This is a genomic window from Simkania sp. (assembly GCF_965215465.1).
Lineage (GTDB): Bacteria > Chlamydiota > Chlamydiia > Chlamydiales > Simkaniaceae > Simkania.
In genome coordinates, this window is record NZ_OZ244056.1 from 1,711,942 (window position 1) to 1,730,286 (window position 18,345).

Consider the following 18,345-nt stretch of genomic DNA (forward strand, 5'->3'; position numbering starts at 1 on the left):
AATTGGCCTAAAATTCTATCCATGATCGACTACAATCAACTTCTCATCAAATCCTACAAACATTGGGAAATTTATTTACATGAAAACCAGTGTTACATCGGGCGAGTCTTTGCGCTGCTCAGAGATGATGCGCATGTGGAAGACTTTTTAGCTCTAGAAGGAGATGTACGAGAGGAATTCTTTCTAGCTGGGCAAGAAGTCAAATCAGCCCTAAAAACACTCTTTCAACCCGACAAAATGAACTATGCTGCCCTAAGCAACACCTCTCCAAGAATCCACGTCCATATCGTGCCTCGTTATCAAGAGTCTCGAGAATTTCAAGGAAAAGTCTTTACCGACACACGTTGGGGAAAAAACTATGCCCCCTATGATCGCTCATTTGTCATTGATGAAGCAATGCTCTTTAGCATTCGAGATGCCCTAAAACTTAAAATGCATACTTCAAGCTAACGTCTCCGCCCCAGAAGATATAGGTGTTTTTAGGCACTCTACGAGGAAGTCCTGAGGGAGACCTTGCTTCAGACGGACCATCTTGCCAGATTTCGAAAGAAGGCAATAAGACTAAGCTTAAGTTTTTAACCCAGCAATCCAAGTGAAACGTGAATGGCATTTGCACGGTAAAGCTTGAAAACATTTTGCGAAGAATCCAACGCACCTCTCCAAATGAGTCAATTGTGAGAGTTGGAAAGACTTGCGGCATCCAGATCACATTTGCCCCAAGCGAAAAGAAAGATAAAAGCTTAAAGTCTGTCAAAAGGCCGACAGGCAGATAGAAGTGGTTATAGCGCATTATGATCGAACTTTCCCCATTTAGCTTCACGTGATGTCTAAATTGACGATAACCAAAACCAGAGAAAAGAGTCACCAGAGCCTTGACAGAAGGAATCCCAAATGTGTACCCAAGCCTTTCATAAACATTAAAATCCTGAAGCGTTCTCTTTCCATTAGATGCATGAACACTTCCATAACGCCATGCAAAATTTGCCCCTGCATAGAAAAAGTCAGGTCGTTGATACTCGTAAGCGGCTTGTAGTCCACCCATATTTCCACTAAAGGATGGATTAGCGCTTGGTTTGAGATAAGCTCGCGTGTAGTTTACACCACCAGTGATCTTATGAAATGATGTATTTTGAGGCTGTGGTGCTGGCGGAGTTTGCTGATCAGAATAAACAGCAGAATACGCCAAAGAACTCAAACAAATTGTCGCTAAAGTTAATAACTTCTTCAGCGTGATACCCTAACTTTATATCTTCTTAGACCTCATCCTGCTAAAAATAGGTTTTCCTAGCAATCAATTTTTGGAAACTAGCCTTATTCGACGCCCCATGAAAAGAAAAGCCACACCCATTAGGATGTAGGGGACACTGAGATATTGACCCATGGTCAGAAAGTGATTGGCCAGGTGAAAACTCTGCTCTTCTTTTACAAACTCGACAAAAAACCGGAATGTAAAAGTCGAAATGAAGAAAATGCCCGCAATTTTTCCAGCAGGAAAGAGCCATTTGGGGAAAAAACGGAAAAAGACAAGAAACGAGAGAAAGTAGAAAAAGGCTTCATAAAGTTGCGCTGGATGGCGGGGCAAAGGAGGCAGCCCTCCAGCGGGATTTCCAAAAACAATCGCCCAAGGCGAAGTTGTCACTGTACCTAAAATCTCTTGATTGATGAAGTTTCCAAAGCGGATGAGCACACCTGCGTAAAGACTAGGAATGACGAGTAAATCGATGATACGCACAAGCGAAATCATCGGATATTCCTTTCTACTGCGCAGATAAAAAAGACCCATGGCAATAAAAATTCCGATGACCGCTCCATGACTCGCTAGTCCTCCTTCCCAGGTTTTGAAAATCATGAGGGGGTGGGAAAGATAATAGGTCCATTTTTCGTAAAAGAGAATGTGACCTAGTCTGGCACCTGCCACCGCTCCAATGATCATGTAAATCGTTAAGCGTTCTGAAAAAAGCTTGCTTCTAATCCTCAGAGGTTTAACAGCTGGTCCGAGAGCTTTCTCTAAACGCATGCGGTTTTTCAGTCGCTTGAATCTTTCTTCAGATAAAAACCGCTTGGCAAAATGGAGTAGAAATGAAGGAGGAGGTTCTTTTTTGAAGTCTTCATCGAGCTGCTGATTCAACCGATTTAAAGCGGCTTCTTTTGACTCTTTTTTCCCAGGAGAAATCTCTTCCCAATCTACAATGTCAGCCTCGGTAAATTCGGGATAAAAACAAAGAAAACGACGCAAAAGGAATTGAAGCAAGTAAAACCCGACAAGAAACCCAAGAGCAAAGAGAATTCCATACCAAACGATCGGATGGTTGAAAAACGGGAGGTGAAACGCAACAGGATCTGGATCCCAGTAGAGGTGCGAAAGCATTTTTCTCTCTTAATTTGTAAAGCAATATCATATAATATTCTCGGATTAAATTGAGTAACAGATGATAAAAATTAAGATTTACACAGTTGGAAAAACAAAAAAGAACTGGCTTGAAGTGGCTCTTGCTGAGTACCATAAACGGCTCACTGGAGAAATGACGATTGAGTGGGTCATCGCAAAGGAGCTACAGCCTCCCAAAGAAAACTCTTACATCTGTTTAGATCCCCAAGGAAAACAATATTCAAGTCCTGAATTCGCGAGTTTTCTTGAAAAAGAGTCGATTCAGGCCGGAGCAAAACTCACCTTTGTGATTGGTGGCCCTGAAGGCATTCCTGAGGAAATGAGAGCTAAAGCCTCACATTTGATCAGCTTTTCAAAGCTCACTTTCACCCACCAAATTGCCCGCCTCATTCTCCTCGAACAACTTTACCGCAGTGTCCAAATTCAGCGCGGAACAAAGTATCACAAGTGAGCTTTTTCGGGCACAAATGCTGCGCGAAAATAGAGCATCGCTCCATTAATGAGAGCGATTCCAATCGTGAAGTCGATAAACCCTTTCACATCAAGAGGCAAAGGAAGAAACTTAAAGACAAATCCCAGTAGCATCATTCCTCCAATGAGAAAATAATACTCTTTAGGATACAGCTGCTTGATAGAAATCGGCGAAGGCATGCTCCGAATGCGGCTGACAATCCTATTCACTGATTTCTTGAGAATGATTCGCCCTTTGAAAAATCCTAAAGCAATGCCAATACACAATAGTATCATCGCACCTTTTTCAGGTGTTCCTGCAATTGAGCCTAAGAGCAAAATCAGAGAAAAACCTTCATGTGTCTTGTTAAAGATCTGCGGTCCAACCGCAGAAAAATACTGCAACCCTTTGTGCAGCAAAAAAATTCCAATCCCCATCCAAATGAATCCCGATAATGAGATAGCAAAGCGATGTCTCAGCATAAAAAAAGCCTTTCAAAAAAGTATTTTCTTGATTTAACAATAATAAAGCTTATAGTTATTTACAAACCCCATCTCATCCAGACGAGCTGAATGAGAGGGATTAATAACCCAAATGACAGCCTATGCACACTCATCTGAGATTTTTCTTTTTCCCATGTTTCCAAGACCAAAACTGTCCCTACTTTTTTCAAGTATGCGGCAGTTTTGGTCTTGGAAACCTGAAAAAAATCGAAAATCCATCTGAGTATCCCTAGGTCGTCACATGGGTTAATATTAAAAATCTAGGAGTATTGTCTATGAATATATCGCTTGCCTTTGTTCGCATATTCTTCACGATCATTTCCATCTTTTTCATGACAACTTACATGTTGTCACGTCCTGAAGGGCTCATGGCTACAAATGCCCTCATCGGGATTTTAATCGGATTCGTATTTAGCCTTTTATTGATCGGATTCGATTCTCTTTTTAGAAAGTTCAATTTGCGTTCATTTAATATCGCTGTTGTGGGACTTTTCATTGGTTACTTGATGGGACAAGCTCTTGTTCTCATCTTTGATGCCATTCTCGATCTCAGTTCAATTTCCCTTGTGCTAACACCACAAGCCCTCGAAATCATCAAAATCGCCCTGTTCTTATTTGGTACGTACTTGGGATCGATCATGACTCTTAGAGCCTCAGACGAACTCTATATCAGCATTCCCTTTGTCAAATTTGCTCCAACTGCTCAAAAGAAACGCGACCTTTTAATCGACGCCTCTGTCCTTGGCGATGCCCGCATCATCGACGTTTGCTCAACTGGGATTGTCGACCAACACCTCGTCATCCCAAGATTCATCATCAAAGAGCTCTACGCTCAAACTGAAACTGGTGATGACAATACCAAAGCAAAAGCACGTCGCTGCCTGGAAGTCATCAAAAAGATGGAGCAGCTAACCCACCTTGGACTCCGCTTCAATGATACCGACTTTCCTGAAGTTAAAGATACAACAAGCAAATTTATCCGCTTAGCACGTCTAATTGATGCAAACATCTTAACAGCCGATATCAGCCGTGTCCAAATGGCTTCGATCGAAGGCGTTCAAATCATCAACCTGCACTCTCTCTCCAATGCCCTTAAACCTCTCATGGAAACAGGAGAACTCATCAAGATCAAGGTGCAGCGCTACGGAAAAGAACCTCGTCAAGGTGTGGGTTATCTCGACGATGGAACCATGGTGGTCATCAATGGTGGCGGAAATTTCATTGGTGAAGTCATCGATGCACAAGTCTTATCTGTTAAACATACCTCTTCTGGTCGTATGATCTTCTGTAACGCTCTTGAAGAAGGTCTCGAAGAACAGCACCGAACCATCCGGGAAAAACAAAAAGGGTACTACGACGAAGAAGACATGATAGAAGGAGATGATGAGGAAGAATGACCAAAGGACTCGGAAGCGACATCATCGAGATCGAGCGTATCCGTCAATCGATTGAGCGTCATGGCACTCATTTTTACCAAAAAGTCTTTACAGAGCAGGAAATTGATTACTGTTTAAAGCATCAAGATTCTGCTCTTTCTTTTGCCGGGCGTTTTTCAGCAAAAGAAGCCATCGCCAAAGCCCTCGGAACCGGCTTTGGCAAACACATCTCTTTTAGTGATATCTCGATTGTGAATGATGAAAATGGACGCCCCTATCCGATCTTTTCTGATCGGTTTAACAAGCTTTTTGACTCGCCGCAGATTCTCATCTCAATTAGCCATTGCAAATCATATGCAATGGCTGTCGCCATCTGGATCTAAGAGACCTTCTCTTAACCAGCTTTTTTATGAGACGAATAGGCATCAAAAATAAGATGAGAATAGCTAGGACGTTGCTCTTGACGTTTGCTGAGAATTTCTTCTGCACCAGTATAATTTTTCTGGTAACTCCCGCAAAAAACCGTATCAACCGAACGTTGGAAAGCTTCTCCTAAGGAAGTAGAATACTTACACTGCCCAAATATCACATCAAACAACGATTGACCGATTTTATCCATCGTTACCACAAGCATCGCTGAATTTTTTGCCAATCCGTCCAAAGTCATACTTTCTGGCTGTGGATTTTCAGTCGCGATAGAATATGCCATGGCAAATGGTATAGCAGATGCATTTGAAACAAGAGTTCCTGTTAAGCCTAAGGCGGTACCCACATAATTGATAGCTTTAAGGGCAGATACGACTCTACCTAATGTGTGTCTTCCAATACGATCTAGAGTTGGATTATCATGATAAGCAGAACTTTTTGAAGCGTTAATTGCAGCGCTCATGAGTGCATCTCCCCTTTTTTCCATAATTAACTATATTATACAACAATAAATCAATTTTTACAATATATTTAAATATATAAGTTATTAAAAATAAACATTTAACGTTTTAAATGGTAGACCCTTCTTTATCAATTACTTACATTTTTCAGAAATAGATTGTCTACAATGGCAGTCGCCATTTAGACCTAATACCCCAGAATGCCATCTACTCGAATCTAAGGGGGTCTAATCACCCAATCCATACTTCATCCAAAGAGGCAAAACCGCGTCTAAATAGAGCATGAATTTCCACAGCCCGACATTGTATTCAACATTGCCATAGCAATCCTCGACACGTTGAGGGAACCCTATGCCAAGTCCAAAAAGACCTGGAGCAATAATCCCATTATACTCGTTATGAGTGAGTCTATCCATTTGAGAGACCTTTGGAACCGCCCGCCTTTCAAAACCTATTGTATACACGACTGATTGGCACTGAGCTAGGATCTTATGAAACTCTAGATCCGATGACTGGACTCGTTCTAAATTTTGCGGTAGTTTTCCTAGAATATGACGTCGAGCCCACACCGCAGATTGCCCTTTTAATCCTGTGTTGTCAAAAAGCACCCAATCATCAAAAAACACAGCAAATTTCAAGGGAGATTGGTAAAAATTAATCACCTTTTTCACTGTAGTGGAGAGCAGGTTTTGTAAAACAATGATTGCTGAATGGGATGCACCAAATACTGCAACAGTTTCTCCGTCCAAATTAGGAAGCTTCGTTTTATCAAGTGCGAGTTCAAGTGGAATTTCTTTCAAGTTTGGAAAATCAAGCTTTTTTGGTTGTGCCCCAACGGCTAAAATGACCGATTTAGCAGAAAAATGATTTTGATGGCTCTTCAGATGCCACAGTTGGTTTTCCTGCTCTAAAGAGTGTATCTCTGTTTTAACCATCGAAACAGTCTCACATAAATGATCCGTCACCCACTGAAGTGGATCTGCAATATAGCGCAGCAAACATGTTTGTTCGGGGTCCAGCTTGTCTATCTCAAACGATGGGGCCTGATCATAATTGAAAGCTTTACATGTTTTAAGGAACTTTGAAAACAGTTTGACCGCTGTATTGCTTGAAACTTCACACCACTTTTCACCTAGATCTCCCACTTTGAAAGCTGGGTCGACCCACGCAATATTTTCTGGTTTCACTCCCTTATCGATTAATTTTCCCACAGCAGCAATACCTGCGGGGCCTGCCCCTACAACTGCCCATTCAAAAGTCTTATCCATTTCTATTTTCTCTCGAAAATCACACTACTTCTTTGCTTGCAAAATCACGGAAATTAAATCCACTCCAGCTTTTTGACAGACTTTTCAGAAGTGACATTCCCCGTGTTGAGAACTTCTTTTGGTTCAAAAAGGACAACGTAGGCTTCTTCAGGAGCATAGGGCAAGTGATCCACCCCTTTTGGAACAATAAACATGTCTCCCTCATTTAAGACGACTTCTTCATCTTTCAGCTTGATATGCAACTGCCCCTTGACGACGAGAAAAAATTCATCTTCGTTTTCGTGGCGATGCCAAACAAACTCCCCTTTTGCTTTAAAGACTTTGACGTATGAATCATTGACTTCACCAATGATTTTGGGAGTCCAATGAGAGTCGAACAATTTAAACTTTTCAACTAAATTGATTTTTTCCACAGTCTAAATCCTCACTAAAAGATTGAAAATGGGAGCCTGTATTCAACTTTGAGAATGCTTGCCCGCTCAGGAAAAGCATGGGCATAGACTCGGTACGAATATTGAATTCCAAGCGACCCCCAAATCTCAAAAAGATAGTGGTAGCTAGCACCTACATCAATAGATTGGTGCATGATTTTGGCGTACCCATTGAGACGGCTGATATCCACATGATGACGCCTGCCAAAGCCAAAGTACCCTTCAGAGTAAAGCTCAAATTGGTGATGGTGCCGAAACTTAAACATTCCAGAAAGAAGAGGCCTGAGCCAGGGATAGCCTCGGTTTCCTGTTCCCACTCCAACAAATCCATAAAAACGGTATTGCCAATCGTAGACCTTGGCAATCTCTTTACCTACAGCAATTCCAAGTTCGAGATTCCCTTGGGCATGATAAGGAGAACTCGGGTCGCGCATATTTCGCGTTGGAACATAAAAAACTTGCACACCTGCAGTTAAACTGACTGGAGCTCCGGCTACATCGTCCATAAAGAGATAGCGCAATTGAAGACCTAAACGCTGCGTTCCCCAGGAAAGTTTGCGCGTTGAAGAAAAGTCGGTTTCGATTTGAAAATCCCAATTCGGTAAAAAGTTCACTCCCAAATTCAAATCGATGAGATGATCGTGGGAAGAGTAATGAGACGGATTCCTCGCCCGATCTACATCGGGATAATAACGGTAGGAATAAGAGGGACGCAAATTGAACTCAGCTAGTGGAGTGAACCAAGGATCGACTTCAAAAGCCAGGAGGGTCATAGGAAATAAAAAGAGAAGAAGCTTTTTAAACATTCACACCTTTTGCAGCTAAATAACGCTCAGCATCCAAAGCTGCCATGCAACCCGATCCTGCTGCTGAAACCGCTTGGCGGTAGACTTTGTCTTGAACATCTCCTGCAGCAAAAACTCCTTCCACATTTGTCAGGGTGGTAGAAGGTTTCACGATAAGATAACCGTGGCTATCTGTTTCAAGCTGCCCTTTTAAAAAAGATGTGTTGGGCTGGTGACCAATCGCGAAAAACACTCCAGCAGCTTCTCGTCTGTTCTCTTCTTTTGTATTCACATCTTGCAAAGTGACTGACTCGACGACATTTTCACCTTCGACTTTTGTCACGACATGATTCCAAATGATTTCAATTTTCGGATGCTCAAGCGCATGCTTTGCCATAATTTTAGAAGCGCGGAGTTCATCGCGACGGTGAATAATGTATACTTTCTTTCCATACTTCGTTAAAAAGATCGCTTCTTCAACAGCTGTATCCCCACCGCCTATCACATAGAGCTCCTTATCACGGAAAATCGGCATGGCCCCATCACAAACCGCGCATGCTGTGACCCCTCTTTGCCACAACTCATCATCGCCTGTCCCCGGGATATCGAGCCGCTTTGCCGTTGCTCCCGTCGCGATAATGAGGGCCTCCGCTTGAACCTCGGTCTTGCTTCCCTTCACCAAAAACGGACGAGAGGAGAGGTCCACCTCTTTGACGTCCTCTGTGAGGATCTCTGTTCCAAAGCGAAGCGCTTGCTTCTTGCAGGCGTCCATCAAATCAGGACCTGTAATCCCGTCAGGAAATCCAGGAAAGTTCTCCACATCTGTCGTTGTCATTAACTGCCCTCCAGCAGGACCACTAAAAAATCCTTCAAACATGAGGGGTGAAAGTTCTGCCCTAGATGCATAGATTGCTGCAGTATAACCAGCTGGGCCTGAACCAATGATGACAACTTTCCGTTTTTCCATATCTTTCCTTTGAGATTCGAATCCATTATTAAACCTGTCATTTTTTAAAAAAAAAGGATTTAAAACAAGACCCTCAGCCATTTCCCTAGAAGTTGAATTTTATTATTAAAAATAATTTTTAATATCTTTCAGAACGAAAATGATTGATTTTTTTTAAAAATACGTTAAAATGTTTCTACTAATTTGCGTTTGGCGGGGATAAAAAAATGAGAAGCATCCGTCTAAAAGATGTGACCAAATCTCGAAATGAAGGACTCATCCTAAACAAAGTGAATCTCACCATTCCATCTGGTGAGTTCTTTGCCTTGCTTGGCCCAAGTGGATGTGGAAAAACAACCTTGCTTCGGCTGATTGCAGGGTTTGAGCAGCTCGATGGTGGGGCCATCTACTTAGGAAATCACGAGATCACGAAACTCCCTGTCAATAAGCGGAGTGTCAACATTGTCTTTCAAAACTATGCCTTATTTCCTCACCTCAACGTCTTCAATAATGTCGCCTACAGCCTGCTTATTCAAAAAAGGCCAAAAGAAGAAATCGAAGCACGCGTTCTCAAAATCCTCAAAGCTTTTCACCTTGAAAATCACATCTTCAAATTTCCCAACCAACTTTCAGGTGGACAGCAGCAACGGGTCGCTTTAGCTCGCGCGATCATTAACGAACCTGATGTTTTACTCTTAGATGAACCGCTCGCAGCTCTTGATTTTAAGCTACGCGAAAAAATGCTCATCGAATTGATTGATCTTCAAGATAAACTCGAAACAACCTTTATCTACGTCACCCATGACCAGTTCGAAGCTCTCACAGTTGCAGACCACATGGCTATCATGAATCATGAAGGGGAAATTGAGCAAATTGGAACTCCGAAAGAGATTTATGAATTTCCTGTTTCGAGTTTTGTCGCCAAGTTTGTGGGAACAACTAACCTCCTCACTGGAACTCTGCACAATCTCGACGATAATCCCGAAATCGAAATTCCACACCTTGGACGGTTCAACGTTTACATTCCACAAAAAAAGCCTTGGATGACAGAAGGATGTGAAGCCTCAATGAGTATGCGCCCAGAAAAAGTCTTTATTTCGAAAAAACCGATGACAAACTTTTCTGGTTCTCTCAAAGGAGTTGTTTCACAAATTGTCTACTATGGACGTTCGACTCAGTACAATGTCATTGTCAACAACCAGTTTAAAATCCAAGTTTTTGAACAGAACGAAGAACACTTCCCCCAAGAAGACATCGACTATGACGATGAAGTCTATCTCTATTGGCAAAAAGAAAATATTCTACTGCTAGAGGATTAGGAGGCTTCGATGTATGCGCTGTTTCATAAAATTCAAAAAACATCGAAAACTCAAAGTCCTTTTGCGATAGGATCGCCCGCCCTCATTTGGCAATTTATCTTTTTTTACCTTCCTCTCCTCTTGATGATGGTAACGAGTATTTTACAGATCTCTGATGAAGGCGCGATTGAAGGGGTGACCACACAAAATTTTCGTCCCCTCTTTTCTAAAGTCCACCTCAGTGTTGTCTTCGGCTCTTTATCACTTGCCTTTGCGACAGCTTTTTTATGTCTCATGCTCGCTTTCCCCCTTGCCCATTTCATTGCCTTTCGGGGAAAACGATACAAAACACCGCTGCTTTTCTTTTTGATCGTTCCTTTTTGGACAAACTTCCTACTTCATGTTTATGCTTGGTTTTTTGTTCTCGAACGAGAGGGGTTCCTCAATAACCTCCTCCTCTCACTCAATCTCATCCAAAACCCCATCCACTTTCTCAATTCTCCCTTCGCTGTGATTCTGATGATGGTCTACTGCTACCTCCCTTTCATGGTCCTTCCAATCTTTTCTTCTCTCGAACGTTTTGACCGCTACTTGCTTGAAGTTTCGGATGATTTGGGTGCTTCCTGGAGGCAAACTTTTTTTAAAGTGATGCTCCCCCTCACACTCCCTGCAGTGCGGGCCGGTTTTTTTCTCGTCTTCATCCCAGCATTTGGAGAGTTTATCATTCCAGAGCTCATGGGCGGCGATAAACGCTACTTCGTAGGAAATGTCGTCTCTCAATACATCCTAGGAGATGAAACTGAAGGTCTGGGCGCAGCCTTTATGGTTGTCAGTTGCCTCTCCCTTTTAGCAGCTACCGTTGGCATCTATTTCTTTTTTAAACAAGTGTCCAAATGGCTTATGCGGGGGATGAAATGACCAAGAAATTTTGGATGTCATTAAGTTCCGTTTCGATCGCCTCTTTTGCCTATCTCTTTCTCTATGTCCCCATCTTGATTCTGATCATTTTCTCATTCAATTCCAAAAGCTTTCCCTCTCCTTGGGATCATTTCACTTTTAATTGGTACCATGAGCTTTTTAGCACCAAAGAAATTTGGACCTCTTTTACCAACTCCCTACTCGTCGCGACTCTGTCCACATTCTTGAGCCTCAGCATGGGAGTCTTTTTGATTTTTTTCCGTGCAACAGGTGGAGAAATCCGAAAAGCCGTCCCTTTGTTTTATGGCAACTTGATCATTCCAGAGACCATGCTTGCTTTAAGCCTGCTCAGTTATTTCACTTTTTTCAAAATTGAACTCGGGATGACAACTCTTGTGGTTGCACATACCGTTCTTGGACTCGGCTTTGTGATTCCTATTCTTTACACCCGCTACCTCCAACTCGACCCTAGACTGAATGAAGCGTCTCAAGTTCTCGGAGCCTCCCCACGACAAACATTTTTCAAGATCACATTGCCCTTGCTCCGCCCCACACTGATTGCCACAGGACTTCTGATCTTCATCCTCTCATTTGATGACTTCATCTTGTCCTACTTCTGTGCAGGAACGTCTATTCAGACCTTATCGCTCTACCTCCTCTCCATGCTTCGCTCGGGTATCTCCCCGATCGTCAACGCACTTTCAGGCATCCTCCTCTTTTTGAGCAGTATCTTGGTCCTATTTTTCTTCTCACCGAAAATTCGAAGTAGGATTTTGTAAGATGCGCCATTCAACTTTCTACATACGACTCACCATCCTAGGCTGTTGGATCGCCCTAATTTTCGGCGCTCTTTGGATGACCACGATTCACATCTCGCCTAAAACGGAAGAAAACACCCTAAATGTTTATGGCTGGCCTGAAATGTTTGTGCCTGAAGCGATAGACGAGTTTGAAAAGGAAACAGGGATCAAAGTGCGGCTGCACTACTACACGACAAATGAAGAGATGCTTGTCACAATGAAAGCCACCGAGGGTAACGGGTATGACCTCATCATCCCTTCCGATTATGCCGTTAGCATGCTGATCAAAGAAGACCTCTTAAAACCCATTGATCATAGCCAGCTTGATTTTTTAGACACACTCAATCCGATTTTACTCAAACATGACTACGATCCCGAAAATCAGTACGCCATCCCCTACCAGTGGGAAGTCTTTGGATTTGGAATCGACAGTGATTACTTTCAAGACAAAAACCTCGAACCGAGCTGGAACACCATCTTCAATCCCAAAAATCCTGAGATCAAACTGGCCATGGTCAATGATCCGATTGAAGCCGTGAACTTTGCTGCTTACTACTTGAATGGAGCCTCACCCCATCTCGATGAAAAGAAAACACGAAAAGTTCGCGACCTTCTCCAAGAGCAAAAAAGCTGGGTCGAAGCTTACGCAGGACTCCGCGCTGATTACCTTTTGGCCACCAAAAACTGTCATGTAGCCCTTTGCACAAGCTCCTATATCTTCCGCTCTTCCACACAGTATCCTCATGTGAAATTCATGGCGCCCAAAGAGTGGACATTCATTTCTATTGAAAATATGTGCATCCCTAAAGCCTCGACAAAAGACGAGCAGGTCTACGAGTTTTTAAATTTCATCTATAAAGCAGAAAATCTTGGCAGGGATACCAATACATTTTTCACATTCCCCGCCACGACAAACACAACGCCTTACTTAGACGTTCCCCCAGAGTTCTTAGAATTCCTCGAGAATAGCCACCTCTTTGAAGGAAAGCTCTACTTCATCCGCCACCTTATCCCTGAAAAGGAGATTCGAAAGATCTGGGTGGATATCAAGTCTTAAAAAATAAGTACTGTCCATCCATGCCCAATTTAGTTAACGCCGCCGCCAAGTTGTTCAATCTCTCGAGCCCTTAGTATTTCCATTGCTTGAAGTTTTTCAGATTGATCTTGTGAGTACTCCCTTTCCAAATATTGATTGATGCCCATTGTGACTGGGACATAAGCATTATGGAACATATGAGTAACCGTTGGCCCAATTAAACCAGCTTTTTCATAAACAATTCCGTGTATGACAGAACTAATAAAATGCTGTACATAAACGACGCTACAAGAACTTGCTTCTACATGGAGTTCTGCAAAATATAAGATGTTAAAATAATTCTAGAGAGGGGATGTAAAATGATTCTTCCCAAGGTAGAAGATACACGTTGCGCTAAACGACCAATACACACTAACAATATACCTTGAAATGCACAGCGAAAAAATAACTCTTCAGTAAGTGCTACTGAAAACTGTTCCATCATAAAAATAGACTCAACATTTTGAGAATTTAAGAACGTCAAGTCTGTCAATGCACGACATAAAAGAAACACACGCTGGCAAGCCCAGCCTACAAAATCTACACACAATTTTCTGGCAAGTCCTTGTTTTTCAAAGTATCGAAAATATAGAAGATAGATGTCTTGGTCAGGGCATAATGAAGACTTCAGGCCAGTAAGATCAACCGTACCAACACCATATATGTACGTATCCGCAATCAGCGCAATACCGATATAGGTCATACGCCTATTGAAATCTGTTAGCACATGACTCCAAACATGGAGAGATAGGTTAAAAACCATCTTAGAGCACATGGACATTTGCGTAATCAGCCCACAAGCAATGTAGCCAATACGTCTAGAAAGATCTGTTAGCCCATGAGTCCAAGACTTTTCAGATGAGTTATCCGCAAGATACTCATTTCGAAGTCGTACTAAATTTGTACGGCTCTCTACCGGAGTCATTTTTTCCCCTCAAATTTTTTAGAATGAGGGGAAAATGATACCACAAATCCGTGTAACAAGAATCAATAAAAATTTTTAGAATTGCTCGAGTAAAGCCATTTCTTTCAATGAAAGCTCTATCTCATCTGGCACTTCATCGCAGGCGTCAAATCTGAGGATCTTTTTAGAAAGCTTTTTCCAGGACTTGAGATCGCTTTTCAAGCTTTTCCTGAGCGTTTTGATTTTCAGGTATAAAGACTTGTCTCGACTTTTTTTGGATCGTTGATACTCACTTGTTAACCGACGTATAGTAGAAATCTTATCAATAAGAGTTTGAGAAAAACTTTCAACCTTATCGAAAAGCGCTTTCTTACTACCAAACCAAGAAAGTTTAATCTCATTCTTTCGTTCAATCACCATCCGTTCTTTGATCTGAAAAGCATTCACTCTTCTAAGCCCCGTAGCCAATTTCAATTGACTGAGTGTCCAAATAATCCACTTCGTAGGATCAAAATGGTACCACTTGATTCCATTGCGATAATCATTGGCATAGGTATGGTGATAGTTATGGTAGCCCTCTCCAAAAGTTAATAAAGAGATACAGTAATTATCCACTGCAGAGTGCTCTTGACTAAACGACTGAGAGCCCCAGGTATGAGCAAGCGAATTGATAAACCACGTAAAGTGGTGAAGAAAGAAAAGCCTCACTCCCCATGTTAAGACAAATGCTCCTAGGTAATCGTTAAATAGATAACCTATCAAGAGAGTCACCAGAGTATTCGTTGTAACCATCAGAGGAACATAGAATTTATGCTGAAACATGACGAGTTTATTGCGACAAAGATCCGCAACAATTTTTTCATCAATCGGGGGAAGCTTCTTAAACAACCATAAAATGTGTGCATACAAGAAGCCTTTCTTGATCGAATAGGGATCTTTATCAGTATCCACATAGGCATGGTGGTTCCGATGATCATGAGCCCATTTTAAAGCGCTTCCTTGAGTGGCCATGCTAGCAAAAAATAGAATGATTGCTTCAACAAATTTATTCGTCTTATAGGTTGGATGAGCATAGAGTCGATGGTAACCAACGGTGATTCCTAGACCTGTTAAGTAGAGCAATACCGCCGCAATCACAAAGAGTCCTACGGCAGGTGACTGATAAATAAAATAAAAGGGCAACCCAATTAGCAATGCTAAGTGATAACCAATGATGAAAAAAGAAACACTCCATTCGACTTCAGATAGTTTCAATTGATACCTCGATTTTGTTTTTCCTCATCATAGATACTTATCCAGTTTAAAACCACGAAAATAAAACATTTAAAAAAATTAAAAATTTACAGTGCTAAAACCCTAAAAATCATAGTTCATTTGCATATCTGCTGAGTAGTTTTTCAACTTTCCGTTTAGCTCAGCACGGCTATTCAATAGGATTGAAAATCCGTACTTATTTGCAAATTCTATCCCAGCTTGAGGTGCCCATTGGTTCACACCTTTACTCGTAGCACTTACAGAAAACGTCCCTTGTTGCCCTCGAAAACCGCTGCGATAGGAGCTGCTACTCAAAAGAGTTTTATTAACCCAACTTACAGCAAAATAGGGTGTCCAGCATCCGTTTGCCAATCGGAACGTATGACTTGTACTCAACCCCAATTCTGAGCGTAGGGCATTGGATACTTTTGTATTGACACTCAAATTAATGCTGTTTGCTCCTGTTTCATTAAAGGAGTTGTTATGTAAGTAAAAGTGGTCAAGATTGGCAAAGATTTGAAGAGGAACAGATAGGGAGCTAAAGTCCCCAATAAGCCCTAAATGGTTCGTCCACTGTATTCCAGAACTATCGCTATGGGCTGTGCGATTGACTCTTGATCCTGGATGACGCGGCGCACTATATCTAATATAACGTTTTGCGTGGTAAAAATTCCCACCAACCATTGTCGACACATCTACTCCAAAATATTTGTTAAAATAGCCTGAGTAGACACCACCATAAACCTGATCAATATGGCCTTTCCCGGCCGAGCCCTGCCAACGAAAATTGGTGTAGGCATAGCCGATTCCTGCTCCAACATACCAGTGGTCAAAAGTGTAGTCATACCCAGTCAAAAAGCCGGCAGTTTCATATTGAAATCCACGCAGTTCTCCTCTTTCAGATTGATCATTCCACGTTCCGAAAGTTTGGAGCCATACACTGTTACGTTTATTTGGATCACGATCACAACCTCTTCTTATTGGAGCGTTTCCATAGAAAGGCCCTTCGCCAGTTGAAGCTGTAAGAGAAGGTTCTAATGAAGCAATTTCTGCGGAAGGCGATCCTTGACTTCCCCTCATGCGATTGCCAAATAACTCCATGATTTTACCATTCGTCGTAAGATTCATCCATTCGTAAGAACCAAAAGATCCTGGGTGAAAAAAGTTAAGAACTTTATTGATTTCATCTTTTGGAACTAGACCTAAAGATTCCACAATAAACCCTAAATCAGAGGTTGGACTAATCGGAAGAAGATCCACAAAATAATCAGCTACATGACTTGGGTTCTTTTTTCCAATCATCTGACCGGTCAATCCTGGTTGGAAAATCGCATCAGCAATGACAACCAAGTTAACTTGGTTATGAGTGTATTGCACTTCGAAAAGAGGCCCACCATTAGGCTGCGTCGGAATGATCTTTGTTGAAAACTTACCAGTCCGCCCCCTATCAGCGTTGACAATCGTAATGACTTCCCCAACAAGAAAGTTCCCAACAGCAGCTTCAACTTCAAGAACTCCGTCAAGTTGTGCAGTCCCTTTGACATCGATGAAATCTGTATTCGCTAAACTATCGACTTCAGCATCAAACAAGCCTGCCGTGGACGAAAATTCAAGGTCACCGCCCACAAAAATCATTCCATAAAGTGCATCCCCTCCTGGTCGAATAGCTCCATCCATATTTTTTAAGTTTCCAGAATCGGGAACGCTAGGCTGAACAAGAAGAGAGGCATTTCCTCCAAAACTTCCACCAGTCACCATCACAGGAGTGATAAGAGAGCCTTCCACATTCAGTGTTCCTCCCTTGACTGTTGGCTATATTTTGTCTACCCTCATTGGAGGGGTCCTTGGAGCTGTTGAGATCAAAGGAATCTACTTTGTAGCAGTAGTCCTGCTCTTCACCTCATGGCTTGTTCTTTCTACACTCCACCTTCAGCTTAAAAAACAAAGCCACTCCGAGTAGGGAGTGGCTTAACCGTTTTTCTAAGCGTTAACCGACGGGCTGCTTATTTTTTTTTTGACTCGATGTAGCTTACCACATCGCCTACAGTTTTGAGCTTCTCTGCATCTTCTTCGGAGATTTCGAAGCCGAACTTTTCCTCAAACGTCATAATCAATTCAGTCAGGTCGAGGGAGTCTGCATTCAAATCCTCGACAAAAGATTTCTCGAGAGTCACGTCTTGTGCATCGACACCAAGTTGTTCGACGACAACATCGATCACTTCTTCTTTTAACGACATATGTCCTTATTCCTTGTTTCAAATGTGTTAATGAATTCATTTTAATCCTTTAGGCGATCATTCCGCCGTCTACGGTCAACACTTGTCCCGTAATGTAACTGGCCATATCACTAGCTAAAAACACCGCAACATCTGCCACTTCCTTTGGATCCCCTAAACGGCCCATAGGAACGCGTGACAAAATACTTTGTTTCTGCTCGTCTGTCAGCTTATCAGTCATAGGAGTCTTGAAAAATCCAGGAGCAATGCAATTCACACAGATATTGCGTGGACCGAGCTCTTTAGCAAGCGACCCTGTTAAACCAACCATTCCAAGCTTGGAAGCAGCATAATTAACTTGTCCAGGGTTTCCTGTCAACCCAATGACAGAGGCCACATTGATGATTCTTCCTTTGCGTGCTTTCATCATCGGTTTCACAAATGCATGGCATAAGTTGTAAACCGACTTCAAGTTGGTATCCATCACATGATCCCAATCTTCTTCAGCCATTCTCATGAGAAGCTTATCACGGGTCACACCAGCACAATTGACTAAAACATCAATTGAACCCCAAGACTCCAGCAGGCGCTCTGTTGCAGCATTGACCTGCTGTTTATTCGAAACATCAACGGTTTCAAACCAAACTTTTTGATCCGATGACGCGCGCTCTTCTTGAATGAGCTCAGCAACATCTTTTGCTCGCTGAAGATTGGTTCCGAAGATTGCAACGTGAGCTCCTTGCTTTGCAAAAGACAAAGCAATTTGCTTTCCCAGTCCTGATGTCCCACCTGTAATAAGGGCTTTTTTCCCTTTGAGTAATGTCATCATCTATCTCCTAAACTT

The 18,345-nt window shown here is 42.2% G+C and carries 23 protein-coding genes; 9 read left to right on the forward strand and 14 right to left on the reverse strand.

Features of this window, described 5'->3' with window-relative positions; translation table 11 throughout:
- Positions 1-21 precede the first annotated feature (21 nt).
- The gene (locus tag ACOOFG_RS07935; RefSeq protein ID WP_420420943.1) at positions 22-450 is read left to right on the forward strand and encodes an HIT family protein; all 429 of its coding nucleotides are present in this window, start codon (positions 22-24) and stop codon (positions 448-450) included.
- Here ACOOFG_RS07935 and ACOOFG_RS07940 read toward each other — a convergent pair.
- Complete coding sequence (locus ACOOFG_RS07940) at positions 428-1,186, reverse strand: hypothetical protein (RefSeq protein WP_420420944.1); 759 nt, start codon at positions 1,184-1,186, stop codon at positions 428-430. The genes ACOOFG_RS07935 and ACOOFG_RS07940 overlap by 23 nt on opposite strands.
- 105 nt (positions 1,187-1,291) lie before the next feature.
- The gene (lgt, locus tag ACOOFG_RS07945; RefSeq protein ID WP_420420945.1) at positions 1,292-2,368 is read right to left on the reverse strand and encodes a prolipoprotein diacylglyceryl transferase; all 1,077 of its coding nucleotides are present in this window, start codon (positions 2,366-2,368) and stop codon (positions 1,292-1,294) included.
- 61 nt (positions 2,369-2,429) lie between these two features.
- Between lgt and ACOOFG_RS07950 the strand changes: the two genes are divergently transcribed.
- A complete protein-coding gene (locus tag ACOOFG_RS07950; RefSeq protein WP_420420946.1) occupies positions 2,430-2,840 on the forward strand; it encodes a 23S rRNA (pseudouridine(1915)-N(3))-methyltransferase RlmH in 411 nt (136 codons plus the stop codon).
- On the opposite strand, the gene ACOOFG_RS07955 is transcribed toward ACOOFG_RS07950, so the two are convergent.
- Positions 2,831-3,322, reverse strand: a complete 492-nt coding sequence (locus ACOOFG_RS07955) for a hypothetical protein (protein ID WP_420420947.1) — start codon at positions 3,320-3,322, stop codon at positions 2,831-2,833. The two genes, ACOOFG_RS07950 and ACOOFG_RS07955, sit on opposite strands and share 10 nt — an antisense overlap.
- Positions 3,323-3,618: 296 nt before the next feature.
- On the opposite strand from ACOOFG_RS07955, the gene ACOOFG_RS07960 reads away from it, so the two are divergent.
- On the forward strand, positions 3,619-4,740 hold the full coding sequence (locus tag ACOOFG_RS07960) for a PIN/TRAM domain-containing protein (RefSeq protein ID WP_420420948.1): 1,122 nt from the start codon (positions 3,619-3,621) through the stop codon (positions 4,738-4,740).
- Positions 4,737-5,102, forward strand: a complete 366-nt coding sequence (gene acpS, locus ACOOFG_RS07965; RefSeq protein WP_420420949.1) for a holo-ACP synthase — start codon at positions 4,737-4,739, stop codon at positions 5,100-5,102. Before ACOOFG_RS07960 ends, acpS begins: the two co-directional genes overlap by 4 nt.
- A gap of 11 nt (positions 5,103-5,113) precedes the next feature.
- On the opposite strand, the gene ACOOFG_RS07970 is transcribed toward acpS, so the two are convergent.
- From ACOOFG_RS07970 to trxB, 5 genes are all read right to left on the reverse strand, one after another.
- Positions 5,114-5,608 (reverse strand): hypothetical protein, encoded by a 495-nt coding sequence (locus ACOOFG_RS07970; RefSeq protein WP_420420950.1) that lies wholly within the window; start codon positions 5,606-5,608, stop codon positions 5,114-5,116.
- Positions 5,609-5,833: 225 nt separating this feature from the next.
- Positions 5,834-6,874: an NAD(P)-binding domain-containing protein gene (locus ACOOFG_RS07975; RefSeq protein WP_420420951.1), complete on the reverse strand. Its 1,041-nt coding sequence runs from the start codon at positions 6,872-6,874 to the stop codon at positions 5,834-5,836.
- Positions 6,875-6,927: 53 nt separating this feature from the next.
- The gene (locus ACOOFG_RS07980; protein ID WP_420420952.1) at positions 6,928-7,287 is read right to left on the reverse strand and encodes a cupin domain-containing protein; all 360 of its coding nucleotides are present in this window, start codon (positions 7,285-7,287) and stop codon (positions 6,928-6,930) included.
- Between the two features lie 14 nt (positions 7,288-7,301).
- A complete protein-coding gene (locus tag ACOOFG_RS07985) occupies positions 7,302-8,111 on the reverse strand; it encodes a hypothetical protein (protein ID WP_420420953.1) in 810 nt (269 codons plus the stop codon).
- Complete coding sequence (gene trxB / locus ACOOFG_RS07990; RefSeq protein WP_420420954.1) at positions 8,104-9,057, reverse strand: thioredoxin-disulfide reductase; 954 nt, start codon at positions 9,055-9,057, stop codon at positions 8,104-8,106. Before trxB ends, ACOOFG_RS07985 begins: the two co-directional genes overlap by 8 nt.
- Positions 9,058-9,263: 206 nt before the next feature.
- Here trxB and ACOOFG_RS07995 point away from each other — a divergent pair, with 206 nt between their 5' ends.
- From ACOOFG_RS07995 to ACOOFG_RS08010, 4 genes are read left to right on the forward strand one after another with little or no spacing between them, the layout of a single operon-like run.
- The gene (locus tag ACOOFG_RS07995; protein WP_420420955.1) at positions 9,264-10,355 is read left to right on the forward strand and encodes an ABC transporter ATP-binding protein; all 1,092 of its coding nucleotides are present in this window, start codon (positions 9,264-9,266) and stop codon (positions 10,353-10,355) included.
- 9 nt (positions 10,356-10,364) lie between these two features.
- Positions 10,365-11,252: an ABC transporter permease gene (locus tag ACOOFG_RS08000; protein WP_420420956.1), complete on the forward strand. Its 888-nt coding sequence runs from the start codon at positions 10,365-10,367 to the stop codon at positions 11,250-11,252.
- Entirely contained in the window at positions 11,249-12,031 is a 783-nt protein-coding gene (locus ACOOFG_RS08005) for an ABC transporter permease (protein ID WP_420420957.1), read from the forward strand. Before ACOOFG_RS08000 ends, ACOOFG_RS08005 begins: the two co-directional genes overlap by 4 nt.
- A gap of 1 nt (position 12,032) precedes the next feature.
- Positions 12,033-13,109 (forward strand): extracellular solute-binding protein, encoded by a 1,077-nt coding sequence (locus ACOOFG_RS08010; RefSeq protein ID WP_420420958.1) that lies wholly within the window; start codon positions 12,033-12,035, stop codon positions 13,107-13,109.
- A 29-nt stretch (positions 13,110-13,138) separates the two neighbouring features.
- On the opposite strand, the gene ACOOFG_RS08015 is transcribed toward ACOOFG_RS08010, so the two are convergent.
- From ACOOFG_RS08015 to ACOOFG_RS08030, 4 genes are all read right to left on the reverse strand, one after another.
- Entirely contained in the window at positions 13,139-13,285 is a 147-nt protein-coding gene (locus ACOOFG_RS08015) for a hypothetical protein (RefSeq protein WP_420420959.1), read from the reverse strand.
- A gap of 104 nt (positions 13,286-13,389) precedes the next feature.
- Positions 13,390-14,052: a hypothetical protein gene (locus ACOOFG_RS08020; RefSeq protein WP_420420960.1), complete on the reverse strand. Its 663-nt coding sequence runs from the start codon at positions 14,050-14,052 to the stop codon at positions 13,390-13,392.
- A 75-nt stretch (positions 14,053-14,127) separates the two neighbouring features.
- Entirely contained in the window at positions 14,128-15,285 is a 1,158-nt protein-coding gene (locus tag ACOOFG_RS08025; protein ID WP_420420961.1) for an acyl-CoA desaturase, read from the reverse strand.
- Between the two features lie 102 nt (positions 15,286-15,387).
- Positions 15,388-17,070, reverse strand: coding sequence for an autotransporter outer membrane beta-barrel domain-containing protein (locus ACOOFG_RS08030; RefSeq protein ID WP_420420962.1), 1,683 nt, complete (start codon positions 17,068-17,070; stop codon positions 15,388-15,390).
- Positions 17,071-17,104: 34 nt separating this feature from the next.
- Between ACOOFG_RS08030 and ACOOFG_RS08035 the strand changes: the two genes are divergently transcribed.
- Complete coding sequence (locus ACOOFG_RS08035) at positions 17,105-17,245, forward strand: hypothetical protein (protein WP_420420963.1); 141 nt, start codon at positions 17,105-17,107, stop codon at positions 17,243-17,245.
- 43 nt (positions 17,246-17,288) lie between these two features.
- Here the strand turns inward: ACOOFG_RS08035 and acpP are convergent, their stop codons facing one another.
- Together acpP and fabG are read right to left on the reverse strand one after the other, a co-directional pair.
- Positions 17,289-17,522 (reverse strand): acyl carrier protein, encoded by a 234-nt coding sequence (gene acpP / locus ACOOFG_RS08040; RefSeq protein ID WP_013943169.1) that lies wholly within the window; start codon positions 17,520-17,522, stop codon positions 17,289-17,291.
- 49 nt (positions 17,523-17,571) lie between these two features.
- Complete coding sequence (gene fabG / locus ACOOFG_RS08045) at positions 17,572-18,330, reverse strand: 3-oxoacyl-[acyl-carrier-protein] reductase (RefSeq protein ID WP_420420964.1); 759 nt, start codon at positions 18,328-18,330, stop codon at positions 17,572-17,574.
- Positions 18,331-18,345 lie beyond the last annotated feature (15 nt).